Source organism: Streptomyces sp. LMG1-1-1.1 (assembly GCF_040815545.1).
GTDB lineage: Bacteria > Actinomycetota > Actinomycetes > Streptomycetales > Streptomycetaceae > Streptomyces.
Genome location: NZ_JBFPNH010000087.1, coordinates 216,376 through 230,104, shown reverse-complemented (window position 1 = coordinate 230,104; position 13,729 = coordinate 216,376). Strand labels below are relative to the sequence as shown.

Sequence of the window (13,729 nt, the reverse complement as noted above, 5' to 3'; positions counted from 1 at the left end):
GCTTGTCCCCCGTTCGGGTCACAAGTACCGACTCCCCGGACAGGTCACGGCAGGGCCCGCCACCCTGTCGTCCATGCGTGCCGCACTCCCACCCCTCGCCGGAGGCACCTCCGGTGCCGAGGCCCTCCGCCCCCTTCTGGACACCGTCCTCGACGCCCTCCACGAGGGGGCGCGGGCCAGGGGCGGCCCCCTGCCGTCCGGCGGCCCGGCGGCCGTGGCGGCGCGGACGGCCGCCCTCGGACCCGTACTCCCCGACACCGGCACCGGCGCCCACGAAGCCCTCCGCACCCTCGTCCAGGCCCTCACGGAAGGCGCGGCCGACCCCGCCCACCCCCTCTGCGCCGCCCATCTGCACACCCCGCCGCTCGCCCTCGCCGCCGCCGCCGACCTGGCGGCGTCCGCGCTCAACCCGTCGATGGACTCCTGGGACCAGGCACCGGCGGCCTCCGCGCTCGAAGAGCGACTCACGGCGGCACTGGCCGCCGAGGTGTACCCCCAGGCCGCCCACCCCGACGCGCTCGTCACCACCGGCGGCACCGAGTCCAACCAACTCGCCCTGCTCCTGGCCCGGGAGCGCCACGGCCCGGTCCGAACCGTCGTCGGAGCCAACGCCCACCACTCCTTCCACCGCGCCGCCTGGCTCCTCGGCCTGCCCGAACCGGTCACCGTGCCCACCCCGAACGGCACCCTGGAGCCCACCGCCCTCGCCGACGCCCTCACCCGCACCCGCGGCCCCGTCCTCGTCGCCGCCACCGCCGGCACCACCGACGAGGGACTCGTCGACCCGATCGCCGCCCTCGCGGACGTGTGCACGGCCCACGGCGCCGAACTCCACGTCGACGCCGCCTACGGCGGCCCCGTCCTCTTCAGCCGGACACACCGCCGGCTCCTGGACGGCCTCGACCGCGCCCGCACGGTCACCGTCGACCTGCACAAGCTCGGCTGGCAGCCGGCCGCCGCCGGACTCCTCGCCGTACGGGACACGGCCGACCTGGCCGCACTCGGCCACACCGCCGACTACCTCAACGCCGACGACGACACCGAAGCCGGCCTCCCCGACCTCCTCGGCCGCTCGCTGCGCACCACCCGCCGCCCCGACGTCCTGAAGACCGCCGTGACACTCCGCGCGCTCGGCCGCCAAGGCCTCGGCGCCCTCGTCGACGCCTGCATGGCCCGCGCCCAGGACCTCGCCGACCTCGTGGAGAAGGCCCCCGGCCTGGAGCTCCGCGCCCGCCCCACCCTCACCACGGTCCTCTTCCGGCCGATCACCGCCGCCCAGCCCACGGGCGGCGACCTCCACACCGCAGCGACCGGCGACCGCACCTCCGCCGACGACGACCTCGCCGCGATCCGCCGCACCCTGCTCGCCGGGGGCCACGCCGTCCTCGGCCGCGCCGCGGCCGACGGCCGCCTCTGGCTGAAGGCCACCCTGCTCAACCCCCACGCCACCCCCGGCGACCTGGCACAGCTCATCACCCTCGTGGAAGGCAGCACGCACCGATGACCGGCAGCACCCCTCAGCAGGACCTCGACCAGCCCCACGACCTCGTGGGCGTCGGCATCGGCCCCTTCAACCTCTCGCTCGCCGCCCTCGCGCACGGCGTGCCCGGCGGCCTCGCCGCCACCTTCTACGAGCAGCGCCCCGCCTTCCAATGGCACCCCGGGCTCCTCATCGAGGGCGCCACCCTCCAGGTCCCGTTCCTCGCGGACCTGGTGACGCTCGCCGACCCGGCCAGCCCCTGGACGTTCCTCAACTACCTGAAGAGCCGCGAACGCCTCTTCCCCTTCTACTTCGCCGAGAAGTTCCACATCCAGCGCGCCGAGTACGACGCCTACTGCCGCTGGGTCAGCGAGCGGCTCCCCGGCCTGCACTTCGGCCACCAGGTCGACTCGGTCCGCTGGAACCCCGAGCGACGCCTGTTCGAGGTCGACTTCACACAGGTCGACCCCGAAGGCGAGGCCGAGGCCCTGGGCCGCGCCTACACCCGGAACGTCGTCCTGGGCGTCGGCACCGAACCGTACGTCCCCGAGCCGCTCAAGCCGCTCGCCGACGCCCCCGGCGTCCCCGTCTTCCACTCCGCCGACTACCTGGCCCACCGCGAGACCCTCCGCGCCGCCGGGCACGTCACCGTCATCGGCTCCGGGCAGTCGGGCGCCGAGGTCTTCCTCGACCTCCTGCGGGCCCGCCCCGCCGGAGCCGAGCGGATCCACTGGCTGGCCCGTACCGAGGCCTTCGCCCCGATGGAGTACTCCAAACTCGGTCTGGAGCAGTTCACCCCCGACTACACCCGCTACTTCCACGCACTGCCCGAGCCCGTGCGCGGCGACCTCGTACCCCGCCAGTGGCAGCTGCACAAGGGCATCGACGCCGACACCATCGCCGCCATCCACGACGAGCTGTACCGCCGCACCCTCCACGGCGGCTGGCCCGACGCGGTGCTGACCCCCGGCGTCCGGGTCCGTACGGCGGGCCGGGTGGCCACCACACAGGTCGAACTCCACCTGGAGCACCTCCAGCAGGGCACCCGCTCCCGCCTCACCACCGACGCCGTCGTCCTCGCCACCGGCTACCGCGAGCGCCCGGTGGACCGGATGCTCGCCGGCCTCGACCCGTACCTGCGCCACGACTCCGCCGGACGCGCCCGCGTCGACGAGCGGTACCGGCTGGTCCTCGACCCCTCCGTGACCGGTTCCGTCTTCGTCCAGAACGCCGAGAAGCACACCCACGGCGTCGGCGCCCCCGACCTGGGGCTCGCGGCCTGGCGCAGCGCGACCATCCTCAACGCCGTCAGCGGCAAGGAGCCGTACCCGCTGCCGCGCCGCACCGCCTTCACGACCTTCGGCCTGGAGACGCGAGAGGGGCCCGGCATCCCGCACCAGGACCGCAAGCTCACCCCCCTCACACAGAACGTGTGACCGGGACGGTCGTCACCTGGCGGCCGCCGGAACCATGTTGTGGAAGGCGATGATCCGCCAGACGGGGCCGTCTCCGCCGTCGGTCCGCTCGACGACGGCCAGGGCGTGCGTGGTGGCGAGCACCGCCTCGTCGGCGCCGAGGATCGTGGACTCGGCCTCGACGGTCGCCACATCGGGCCGCAGATACCGGATGGCGCGGATCCGGGCGTCGAGGAGGGTCGCCGCGTACGACGTCCGGAACAGCCGGTCGTGACCGGCCTCGATGCCCGCCCGGCCGGGCGGCTTCTCCCCTCGTACGGTGGTGAAGTCGCAGTCCTCCGCGAAACCCGCCGCGAACAGCACGGCATCGCCCGCCGCCCAGCCGCGGGCCATGCCGGCCCACAGGGCCCGGATGCCGGAGTCGTCGTCATGTGTGGTCATGGCGGATCACATCCCCACGGGAGTTCTGGTGCGGACACGCAGCGGGATCTCGGTGCACTGGTGTCCCGCTGCCGGCGGGGCCCAGGCCGCGAGGGCGTGATAGAAGACGTCACCCCGGCGTTCGAGGTAGCAGATGATGTTGATGGGCCACGCGGTGTTGCCGAAGACGTACTGGTCCATCGGGGTCGGTCGCTCGCTGAGGACGCACTCGCGCTCTCCGGGCGGGCCTATCCGGTGCCAGTCCGGATGCATGTGGATCGAACCCAGCAGGTCGAGCCCCAGGGCGTCGGCCTTCTTCGAGATCTTGAGCAGATCGGCCGAGTCGACCCACCAACCCCGGTGCTCGTTCTCGTAGGCGGCCCCGAACCGGGGCACGATCGCGTCGCTGAACTCCCTGCGGGCCGCCGGGTCCGAGGTGCGCGCGTTACGGCCGAAGGCGACGTGCTCGACATGGAGCGTGCCGCCCTCGGCGCTGCCGAGGAGGAGCGCGAAGCAGGGAAGCGGCGCCTCGGGAGTGATGAGCTGGTACTGCCCGACGGCGACGGTGAGGAACTCGTCGAGCGCCTGGTGACACATCAGTACGGTCGGGGCACTGCGGTATTCGTCCGGTTCGGACACGGTCGGTTTGTCTCCGTTCCTCGCTGAATGGTGGCCGTTCAAAGCGAGTTGGAGCGTATGAACCCCGGGTCTCTACCCGGTCTCGGTCGAATACCGCCCGCCTGGGGGCAGAGCGGTCGCCATCGGGAATGTGGCGACCCTTCCGGTCGGGGCAGGGGCAGGGGCCGTGACGTACCGCACCGGCTCCTGCCCCCGGCGAAAGACCTAGAACACCGGCACACCGTCCCGCGTGAGCTTCCAGTCCACCGACGCGAAGGTGCCCGGGTCGACCGTCCCCTTCGCCTTCACCCACTGGATGATGGTGTTGCGGATCTCGTCCGAGTTGGCCCACAGCTGCTGAGCACCCGCGACGTGCGGGAACGCACCGCCGCCGCTCGCCCGGTAGTTGTTGACGGCGAGGACGAACTTCGCCGCCGGGTCGACCGGCTCGTCCTCGAAGGACAGGCCGGCGATCCGCTGCCCGGCGGGCTTCGCGATGTCGATCTCGTACGTCAGACCGGACACCGCGTCGTAGTTGTAGTCCGGCGTCCCGCCCGCGTTGGTCAGGGCCGCCGTGTCCACGGGCGCGCCCGGCGCGGTCTGGACGTAGTACCTCGCCGAGTACTCCAGGTAGTCCTTCAACTGGGCGCCCGTCAGAAGACGCGCCTCCAGGGTGTTCTCGAAGGGGTACAGGCCGGCGGCGTCCTTGATGCTGATCTCGCCGGCCGGGATCCGGGCCGTACGGGAGAAGCACGAGGCCTGCGAGAGGACCGGGAGACCCGCGTACGCGCCGCCGGCGAGGGCCGCCTTCACGGTGTCCGCCTGGACCACGTTGATCAGGTCGATGATCGGCTCGTCCTTCCACGGCGCGTCGGTCGTGGCCATGGCCGCGGTGGAGGTGCCGATGACCTGGTTGACGTACGCGACGACCTTCTTGTGCTCGTCCGCCAGCAGCCCGGTGATCTCCGGATCCTCCGCCACCGTGTTGGAGTTCAGGACCTGCGCGCCGACCTTCTCGACGGTCCAGCGGCCCTTCTCCCACACCAGGTCGAAGTCGAACAGGGTGAGGCGCTGGCCCCACTTCAGCGGCTCGGAGAGGACGACCTCCTTGCCGGTCTGCTTGTTGGCGATCCGGTACTCGGCGATCTCGGTGTGCGCGTGGCCGACGAGGATGGCGTCGATGCCCGGCACCTGCTCGGCGACCAGCCCGGCCGCGTTCTCGACGTACGGCAGCTGGTCACCGTACGACGACGTGCCGCTGGAGCCCGAGTGCGCCGAGACGACGACCACGTCGGCGCCCATCGAACGGAGCTTCGGCACCCACTTCGCCGCCTGCTCCTCAAGGCCGGGGAAGACCATCTTGCCGGTGACGTTCGCCTTGTCCCAGATGGCGATGCCCGGGTTGGTCAGGCCCAGTACCGCGACCTTGACATCCTTGCCGTGCGGGGTACGCAGGCAGTGCATGCTGTACGGGGCGAACGCCGGACGCAGGGTCTTCGCATCGAGCGCGTTGGCGCCGAGCAGCGGGAAGTCGCACTGCTCCTCGAACTTCCGCAGCACCGGGATGCCGTAGTTGAACTCGTGGTTGCCGAGCGCGGCCGCGTCGTAGCCGATGGCGTTCATGGCCTGCGCCATGGGGTGGACCGGACCGCCGGTCTGCGTGATCGGGTCGACCTTCGCGTAGTAGTACGACAGCTGGGTGCCCTGGATGGTGTCGCCGGCGTCGATGAGCAGGGTGTTGCGGCGCCCCTTGGCGGCACGGATCTGCTCGACCAGAGTGGAGATCTTGGCGAGGCCGACGTCGTTGTGGGCCTTGTCGTCGAACTCCTTGTCCGTGAAGTAGTCCCAGTTGAAGACGTTGCCGTGCAGGTCGGTCGTGCCCATCACGGTGAAGGAGTACCGCTTCTGCGGACGCGGACGGCCCGCGGCGGCGACCTCGGCGGCCTCGGCGGGCGCGGCGGCGGCCCCGGCGACGGCCGCACCGGCCCCGACGGCGGCCGAGCGCTCCAGGAACGTCCTGCGGTTCAGCGGCATGTGTCTCTCCCCTTTGGTTCTGTGGCGCCCGCACCCAAACGTGGTGCACAACGCGCGTAGATTCTGGCCCAGACCTTCACGTCGGCAACAGACCTTTCGGGTTACGGAGTGGGAAAGTGTTCGGTGGACGATCGCCAACGAACACGGAGGATCAGGACGTGACGCAAGAACACGCGACCCCAGAAGCCCCCCAGGTGACCGTGCGCGGCGAGGGGCGCCTGGAAGTCGAGCCCGAGCTCGCCCGCATCTGGCTGACGGTCTCCGCACGGGGCACCGACCGCGCCGAGACACTCGCCGACCTCACCCGCCGCAACACACACGTGCTCGACCTGGTCAAGGCGCTCGGCGACACGGTCGAAAAGCTGGAAACCGGCAGCTTCTCCCTCGCCCCCGAACTGACCCGAAAGGGACGCGGAGAGCGAGTACACGCCTACACGGGCCGCGTGCGGGTGACCGCCGAACTGACCGACTTCACCGCGCTCGGCGAGCTGGTCACCCGACTCGCCGACCTGGACATGACCAGCGTCGAGGGCCCCTGGTGGGACCTACGCCCCGCCTCCCCGGCGTACGCGGAGGCACGCCGCCTCGCCGTCGACGAGGCGGTCCAACGGGCACGCGCCTACGCGGCGGCGCTGGGCACCTCGCTCGCCTCACTCCTCGAACTGTCGGACGCGGGCCTCGCCCAACCGCCCACGCCGCGCCGCGCCGGCTTCGGCGCGGCGGCCGTGGCCTACTCCGCCGAGGCAGCCGGCGAGACCCCGGCACTCGACCTCGAACCCCAGCGCCAGACGGTCACCGCCGAGGTCGTGGCCCGCTTCACGATGCGACCGCCCGCACTCTGAGACACCCGGCCCGGGCACGCGGAAAACGCTCATCGGAGCACCCCTGCGCACAGATTCAAGACTTGTCAACAACCTTTCACGGAAAGGTTGTTGAGTAGTCATGCCCAGCCAACTTCCTACTGGTGGGTAAGCCCTAGGCTCGCCTCATGCGCCGAGCGAAAATCGTTTGTACCCTTGGGCCCGCCACCGAAACATACGACCAGATCAAGGCGCTGGTCGAGGCCGGAATGGACGTGGCCCGCCTCAACCTCAGCCACGGCGGCCACGCCGAGCACGAGGAGCGCTACCAGCGCGTCCGCAAAGCCGCCGACGAGACCGGCCGTAGCGTCGGAGTCCTCGCCGACCTTCAAGGCCCGAAGATCCGCCTCGGCCGCTTCCGCGAAGGCCCCGTACTCCTTGAACGTGGCGACGAGTTCACCATCACCGTCGAGCCGACGGAAGGCGACCGCCACTGCTGCGGCACGACCTACTCCGGCCTCGCCACCGACGTGACCACCGGCGAACGCATCCTCGTCGACGACGGCCGCGTCACCCTGGAGGTCACCTCCGTCGAGGGCCCCCGAGTCAAGACCCAGGTCATCGAGGGCGGCATGGTCTCCGACCACAAGGGCCTCAACCTCCCCGGCGTCGCCGTCTCCGTCCCCGCGCTCTCCGAGAAGGACATCGAAGACCTCCGCTGGGCGCTGCGCATCGGCGCCGACGTCATCGCCCTCTCCTTCGTCCGCAGCGCCCAGGACATCGAAGACGTCCACCGGATCATGGACGAGGAAGGCCGCCGACTCCCCGTCATCGCCAAGATCGAGAAGCCCCAGGCCGTCGACAACATCGAAGAGATCGTCGCCGCCTTCGACGGCATCATGGTTGCCCGCGGCGACCTGGGCGTCGAAATGCCCCTGGAACAAGTGCCGATCGTCCAGAAGCGCGCGGTCAAGCTCGCCAAGCGCAACGCCAAGCCGGTCATCGTCGCGACCCAGATGCTCGACTCGATGATCGACAACTCCCGGCCCACCCGCGCCGAGGCCAGCGACGTCGCCAACGCCGTCATCGACGGCACCGACGCCGTCATGCTCTCCGGCGAGACCAGCGTCGGCCGCTACCCCATCGAGACCGTCCGCACCATGAGCCGGATCGTCGAAGCCGCCGAAGAGGACGTCCTCGCCAAGGGCCTCCCGCCGCTCACCGACCGCAACAAGCCCCGCACCCAAGGCGGCGCCGTCGCCCGCGCCGCCGCCGAGATGGGCGACTTCCTCGGCGCCAAGTTCCTCGTCGCCTTCACCCAGTCCGGCGACACGGTCAAGCGACTCTCCCGCTACCGCTCGCCGATCCCCCTGCTCGCCTTCACCCCGGACCCGGCCACCCGCTCCCAGCTCAACCTCACCTGGGGCGTCGAAACCTTCCTCGGCCCGCACGTCGACTCCACGGACGCGATGGTCGCCCAGGTCGACGAAGAGCTCCTGCGGATCGGCCGCTGCCGGCCCGGCGACATCGTGGTCATCACGGCCGGCTCCCCACCGGGCGTCGCCGGCTCGACGAACCTGGTGCGGGTCCACCACATCGGGGAGTCGCTGACGTAGTCAGTGCTTGGGCCCGACGTGCAGGTCCATGAGCGCGACGGAGGCTTTGCGGGCGATGGAGATGTTCTGCGCGGTACGCGACTGGTTCGCTGGCTTCCACTCGACGCTCACGCGGTCGAGGGCGTCGGTGAACAGTCCGATGATGTCGGCGGACGAGTTGGTGAAGAAGTAGCGGGGGTACTCGTATCGCTTCCGCTCGCCGCCGATGAGCCGGGTCGTCCAGTTCGTGATCCGGCTCCCGTCGGAGTGGATTAGTCCCCGGATGAAGTCCCACGGGTGCAGGTCGACGATCTCCTGTTGCCAGGCTTCGAGGGCGATGTGGCGCTCGTGCTTTCTACCGGGACCGTGCTGAGGGAAGAGGCATACGAGGTGTTGGGAAGTGATCTTGACGTCTGAGCACCCTTGCCGCTGCACCTTCGATGCGTGATTGCCAGGCAGGACGGAATGCATGGCTCGCACGCAGGCGTCGATAAGCCCCGGCCAGGTGTCGGTACACGAGATGGAGAGGCTTGGAACCCGCATAGCTGGGCTATGGGCGATGTGACCGTCACCGAGGTAGAGCCCCAGCAGGTACGCGTACGCGCCTCCGTCGAGCTTGCGCCCGTCGCACCGTGGACACAAGGGGCTGCGCCTGCCCGGGCACTCGCCACGCTTCGCGCGATCCTCGTGCTTCCAGTAGCTGATCGTGCCCTTCGGGACATTGAGTTCGCGAGCCACGTCCGCGTTCCTGGCGCCGCCTCGAAGGAGCGCGACCGCCCGCTGTCGCACTTCAGTGCTGTGAAAGATCATGCGATTACTCTGTGCAATGAACCGTCGCCGTGTGCAGCAAAAAGCGGACATTCACGCGAAGGTGAACGTCCGCTTCAGATGCTGTGCCGGGTGCGGGACTCGAACCCGCAAGCCCTCACGGGCAGATGTGTTTGAGACATCCGTGTATGCCATTCCACCAACCCGGCAGATTGCCACTCGGAGTGTACCCGGTCACTGGCCCGGCCAGCAGCTAGGTAGGCTTCCTAGTGCAGCGCACTGCCCCGCAACGAGGAGCCCCCGTGACCGCCCCCGAGTCGCCCCAGCCCGCCGACGACGCCGAGGCGTCGCACGTCCCGCCGCTCACGACCCGCGTCGTCATCGCCGAGGACGAGGCCCTCATCCGCCTCGACCTCAAAGAGATGCTGGAGGAAGAGGGCTACACGGTCGTGGGCGAGGCCGGAGACGGCGCGACGGCCGTCGAGCTCGCCCGCGAGCACCGCCCCGACCTCGTCATCCTGGACGTGAAGATGCCCGTCCTGGACGGCATCTCGGCCGCCGAGAAGATCGCCGGCGAGTCCATCGCCCCGGTCCTCATGCTCACCGCCTTCTCGCAGCGGGAGCTCGTCGAGCGGGCCAGGGACGCCGGCGCGATGGCTTACCTGGTGAAGCCGTTCAGCAAGAGCGACGTGGTGCCGGCCATCGAGATGGCGGTCTCCCGCTTCGCGGAGCTGCGCGCGCTGGAGAAGGAGGTCGCCGACCTCTCCCAGCGCCTGGAGACCCGCAAGCTGGTGGACCGTGCCAAGTCCGTCCTGCAGACCCAGTACGGGCTGACGGAGCCGGCCGCGTTCCGCTGGATCCAGAAGACCTCGATGGACCGCCGCATGTCGATGCAGCAGGTCGCCGAGGCCGTCATCGAGGACGCCGAGGAGAAGAAGGCGGCCCGGGAGCAGCAGTAGTAGTCCCGCCGCAACCCTCGTACGGCGAACGGAAGAAGGCCCGCCCCACAGCGTTGTGGGGCGGGCCTTCCGTCATGAGTGGTGCGGGCCGGGGGTCAGTCCTCGCCGAGGTACGTCTTGCGCACCTCGTCGTCGACGAGCAGGTCCTGACCGGTGCCGGACAGCTTCACGGTGCCGACCTCCATCACGTACCCGTAGTCCGCGAGGGAGAGCGCGGCCTGCGCGTTCTGCTCGATGAGCAGGATCGTCATGCCTTCGGACTTCAGGGCCGCGATGGTCTCCATGATCTTCTGCATCATGATCGGGGAGAGGCCCATCGAGGGCTCGTCCAGCATGAGCAGCTTGGGCTGGGACATGAGTGCCCGGCCCATCGCCAGCATCTGCTGCTCGCCGCCGGAGAGGGTGCCTGCGGCCTGCTTGCGACGCTCGCCCAGGATGGGGAAGAGGTCGTAGGCCTTCTGGATGTCCTTCTCGATGCCGGCCTTGTCGCTGCGGAGGAAGGCGCCGAGTTGGAGGTTCTCTTCGATGGTGAGCCGGGGGAAGATGTGCCGGCCCTCGGGGGAGTGGGCGAGGCCGAGCGAGACCACTTTGTGGGCCGGGATGCCGTTGAGCACCTGGCCGTCGAAGGTGACCGTGCCGCTGGTCGGCTTGAGGAGCCCGGAGAGGGTGCGGAGGGTCGTGGTCTTGCCGGCGCCGTTGGTGCCGATCAGGGCGACGACCTGGCCCGCCTCGACGGAGAAGGAGATGCCCTTGACGGCCTCGATCTTGCCGTAGGCGACCCTGAGGTCCTCGACCTCCAGAAGTGCGGTCACTTCGAGTCTCCTTCGGTGGTGCTGTCCGCGTCGGCGGCCGGAGCCTCGTCGGCGGGGGTGTCGTCGGCTTCGGGGGCCTCGTCGGCGGGCTCTTCCGCCGTCTCGGTCGCCTCGTCCTCGGTCGCCTCGTCCTCGGTCGCCTCGGTCGCCTCGGTCGTCTCGGCCTGGGCGGCCTCGGCGACCTCTTCGGCGGCCTCCGCGGCCTCTTCGGCGGCCTCGGCCACGGCCTCCGCGGCCTCTTCGGCGGCTTCGACCTCGGCCACCTCCGCCGCGCCGGGTGCCTCCTCGTACGGGGTGCCCAGGTACGCGGCGACGACGCGCTCGTCGCCCTGGACGACCTCGGACGTGCCCTCGACGAGCTTCTCGCCCTGGACGAGGACGGCCACGCGGTCGCAGAGCTTGAAGATGAACTTCATGTCGTGCTCGATGACCAGGACCGCGATGCCGCGGTCGCGGATCGCGAAGACGAGCTCCTCGGTGGTGCGGGTCTCGCTCTGGTTCATGCCGGCCGTGGGCTCGTCGAGCAGGAGCAGGCCGGGGTCGCTGGCGAGGGCGCGGGCGATCTCCAGCTTGCGCTGCTCGCCGTAGGGCAGGTTGCGCGCCAGGTGCTCCGCCTTGCTGCCCAGGCCTACGAACTCCAGGAGTTCCATGGCCCGTTCGCGGGACGCGGCTTCGGCTCGCTTGAAGCCCGGGCCGCGCAGCAGCGCGGACCAGAGGCCTTCCTTGGTCCGGGTGTGACGTCCGACGAGGACGTTCTCCAGGACCGTCATGTTGGAGAAGAGGCGGATGTTCTGGAAGGTACGCGCGATGCCGGCCTGGGTGACCAGGTGCGGCTTCGGCGGCAGGACCGTGCCCTTGTAGCTGACCTTGCCCTCGGTGGGGACGTACAGACCGGTCAGGCAGTTGAAGAAGGTCGTCTTGCCGGCGCCGTTGGGGCCGATCAGGCCGACGATCTCGCCCTCGCGGACGGTCAGGTCGACGTCGCGGACGGCGGTCAGGCCGCCGAAGCGCATGGTGACGCCGCTGGCTTCGAGGACCGGCGCGGCCGTGACGGTGCCGGTCGCGGTTTCGGTGGTGGTGGTCGTCATGGCTTTCACGCCCCTGCCTTGGCCGTACCGACGCCCGTGTCCTCGGGCTGTCGCTGTTCCGGTACGGCGACCTGGTCGTCGTTCTCGTGGAATTCCAGCTTCGCCCGCTTGTTGGCGATGAGGCCCTCGGGGCGGAAGCGCATCAGCAGGATGAGGGCGATGCCGAAGCCGAGCAGCTGGTAGTCCTGGAGGAAGGACAGCTTGGCGGGGATGAGGAAGAGGAGCGCGGAGCCGACGATCGGGCCGCTGATCGTGCCCATGCCGCCGAGGATGACGGCTGCGAGCAGGAAGGCGGAGTTCGGCGGGACGGGGCCGGCGAACACGTAGTTCTCCGGGACCACCGTCGTGTTGACGTGTGCCTGCACCGTGCCCGCGAGGCCGGCCAGGGCCGCGCCGAGGGCGAAGGCGACGAGCTTGACCCGGAAGCCGTTGATGCCCATGGCGGTGGCGGCGGTCTCGTCCTCGCGGATCGCGACCCAGGCGCGGCCGATGCGGCTGTTGCCGGCGCGGGCGAAGACGACCACGACCAGCAGCATGATCAGGATCATGAGCAGGTAGTAGTTGGCGTAGGCGCCGAGTTCGACGCCGAGCACGGTGTGCGATTCGCCGAAGTTGTAGCCGAAGAACTCCAGCTGCGGGATGTTCGGGATGCCGTTCGGGCCGTTGGTGATCTGCGGGCCCGACGTGCCGTCCAGGTTGCCCATGGCGATGCGGAAGATCTCACCGAAGCCGAGGGTCACGATGGCGAGGTAGTCGCCGCGCAGCCGCAGGGTCGGGGCACCGATCACGACGCCGAAGACCAGCGAGGCGGCCATGCCGGTGAGGGCGGCGGCCCAGAAGGGGAACTGGACGCCGAACGCCGACGAGGTGGCGCCGGAGACCAGGGCCGCCGTGTAGGCGCCGACGCCGAGGAAGGCCACGTATCCGAGGTCGAGCAGACCGGCCAGGCCGACGACGATGTTCAGGCCGAGGGCGACGGTCGCGAAGATCAGGATGTTGACCGCGATCAGCGTGTAGGTGTCGCCGCTCTGCTGGATGAACGGGAACGCGATCGCCATGACGATGGCCGCCGTGACGGTCACCTGGCGGTTGCGCGCCGTGATGCCGGAGAGCCGCTGGGTCAGACCGGACTTGACCAGCGCGGTGGCCGAGAAGCCGACGAGGATCAGGTACGCGATGAAGAGCTGCGGCTCGGAGTCGTCGGTGTCGATGCCGAACGTGACGACGAAGAGTCCGAGGGCGAACACCGCGACGATGACGAGGATTTCGGCCCAGGAGGGCAGTCGCTTGGCGGGGGCCGCCTTGCGGGTGTCGTCGGGCAGCAGGTAGGCGGCGACCGCGGGTACGGCGGACACGAGGACGGCGACACCGGCGCCGGGCTCCAGGTCCACCACGGCGCCGAGCTCCCAGACGATCGAGATCGCGGTGAAGGCGGTGGTGGCGAAGGTGCCGAGGCCCAGGATCCACAGCGCCTTGCGGGTGCCGGTGGGGGTCAGCCAGCGGAGGCCCTTGACGCCCAGCGCGGAGAGCGCGTGGAGGGCGGTGAGGACGCCGCCGACGAGGGTGAGGAGCTGGAGCGGGGCGGGGTTGCCGTAGATCGTGAGGTTGCCGGGGAAGGCGGTGGTCCACGTCCAGGCGAGGAAGGCGCTGGCGACGGTGGCGAGGCTGCCGCCGACGATGGCCCAGTGCAGCAGCGCCGGCTTGGGCGCCGCGGTCGTCTTGTCGATGCTCGTCATGGTG

12 protein-coding genes and 1 tRNA gene are annotated in these 13,729 nt (G+C 70.1%); 5 read left to right on the top strand and 8 right to left on the bottom strand.

Annotated elements, in window-relative coordinates; all coding sequences use genetic code 11:
- Nucleotides 1-73 precede the first annotated feature (73 nt).
- Together MRBLMG1_RS36075 and MRBLMG1_RS36070 are read left to right on the top strand one after the other, a co-directional pair.
- Nucleotides 74-1,504, top strand: a complete 1,431-nt coding sequence (locus tag MRBLMG1_RS36075) for a pyridoxal phosphate-dependent decarboxylase family protein (RefSeq protein ID WP_367828380.1) — start codon at nt 74-76, stop codon at nt 1,502-1,504.
- Nucleotides 1,501-2,916: a lysine N(6)-hydroxylase/L-ornithine N(5)-oxygenase family protein gene (locus tag MRBLMG1_RS36070; RefSeq protein ID WP_367828379.1), complete on the top strand. Its 1,416-nt coding sequence runs from the start codon at nt 1,501-1,503 to the stop codon at nt 2,914-2,916. The genes MRBLMG1_RS36075 and MRBLMG1_RS36070 overlap by 4 nt, the downstream gene beginning before the upstream one ends.
- Before the next feature lie 12 nt (nt 2,917-2,928).
- Here the strand turns inward: MRBLMG1_RS36070 and MRBLMG1_RS36065 are convergent, their stop codons facing one another.
- The 3 genes from MRBLMG1_RS36065 to MRBLMG1_RS36055 form a co-directional block, all read right to left on the bottom strand.
- Entirely contained in the window at nt 2,929-3,336 is a 408-nt protein-coding gene (locus MRBLMG1_RS36065) for an SgcJ/EcaC family oxidoreductase (protein WP_367828378.1), read from the bottom strand.
- Between the two features lie 6 nt (nt 3,337-3,342).
- On the bottom strand, nt 3,343-3,954 hold the full coding sequence (locus MRBLMG1_RS36060; protein ID WP_367828377.1) for a hypothetical protein: 612 nt from the start codon (nt 3,952-3,954) through the stop codon (nt 3,343-3,345).
- Between the two features lie 204 nt (nt 3,955-4,158).
- The gene (locus MRBLMG1_RS36055; RefSeq protein WP_367828376.1) at nt 4,159-5,967 is read right to left on the bottom strand and encodes a bifunctional metallophosphatase/5'-nucleotidase; all 1,809 of its coding nucleotides are present in this window, start codon (nt 5,965-5,967) and stop codon (nt 4,159-4,161) included.
- Nucleotides 5,968-6,125: 158 nt separating this feature from the next.
- Between MRBLMG1_RS36055 and MRBLMG1_RS36050 the strand changes: the two genes are divergently transcribed.
- Both MRBLMG1_RS36050 and pyk read left to right on the top strand, forming a co-directional pair.
- The gene (locus tag MRBLMG1_RS36050; protein WP_367828375.1) at nt 6,126-6,809 is read left to right on the top strand and encodes an SIMPL domain-containing protein; all 684 of its coding nucleotides are present in this window, start codon (nt 6,126-6,128) and stop codon (nt 6,807-6,809) included.
- Between the two features lie 146 nt (nt 6,810-6,955).
- Nucleotides 6,956-8,383, top strand: coding sequence for a pyruvate kinase (gene pyk, locus MRBLMG1_RS36045; RefSeq protein WP_367828374.1), 1,428 nt, complete (start codon nt 6,956-6,958; stop codon nt 8,381-8,383).
- On the opposite strand, the gene MRBLMG1_RS36040 is transcribed toward pyk, so the two are convergent.
- Together MRBLMG1_RS36040 and MRBLMG1_RS36035 are read right to left on the bottom strand one after the other, a co-directional pair.
- A complete protein-coding gene (locus MRBLMG1_RS36040) occupies nt 8,384-9,172 on the bottom strand; it encodes a transposase (protein WP_367828373.1) in 789 nt (262 codons plus the stop codon).
- A gap of 84 nt (nt 9,173-9,256) precedes the next feature.
- Nucleotides 9,257-9,339, bottom strand: a tRNA-Leu gene (locus MRBLMG1_RS36035).
- Nucleotides 9,340-9,432: 93 nt separating this feature from the next.
- Between MRBLMG1_RS36035 and MRBLMG1_RS36030 the strand changes: the two genes are divergently transcribed.
- Nucleotides 9,433-10,089: an ANTAR domain-containing response regulator gene (locus MRBLMG1_RS36030; RefSeq protein WP_017238705.1), complete on the top strand. Its 657-nt coding sequence runs from the start codon at nt 9,433-9,435 to the stop codon at nt 10,087-10,089.
- A gap of 95 nt (nt 10,090-10,184) precedes the next feature.
- On the opposite strand, the gene MRBLMG1_RS36025 is transcribed toward MRBLMG1_RS36030, so the two are convergent.
- From MRBLMG1_RS36025 to MRBLMG1_RS36015, 3 genes are read right to left on the bottom strand one after another with little or no spacing between them, the layout of a single operon-like run.
- Entirely contained in the window at nt 10,185-10,901 is a 717-nt protein-coding gene (locus MRBLMG1_RS36025) for an ABC transporter ATP-binding protein (protein WP_367828372.1), read from the bottom strand.
- Nucleotides 10,898-11,989 (bottom strand): ABC transporter ATP-binding protein, encoded by a 1,092-nt coding sequence (locus MRBLMG1_RS36020; RefSeq protein ID WP_367828371.1) that lies wholly within the window; start codon nt 11,987-11,989, stop codon nt 10,898-10,900. Before MRBLMG1_RS36020 ends, MRBLMG1_RS36025 begins: the two co-directional genes overlap by 4 nt.
- A gap of 5 nt (nt 11,990-11,994) precedes the next feature.
- Entirely contained in the window at nt 11,995-13,725 is a 1,731-nt protein-coding gene (locus MRBLMG1_RS36015) for a branched-chain amino acid ABC transporter permease (protein ID WP_367828401.1), read from the bottom strand.
- Nucleotides 13,726-13,729 lie beyond the last annotated feature (4 nt).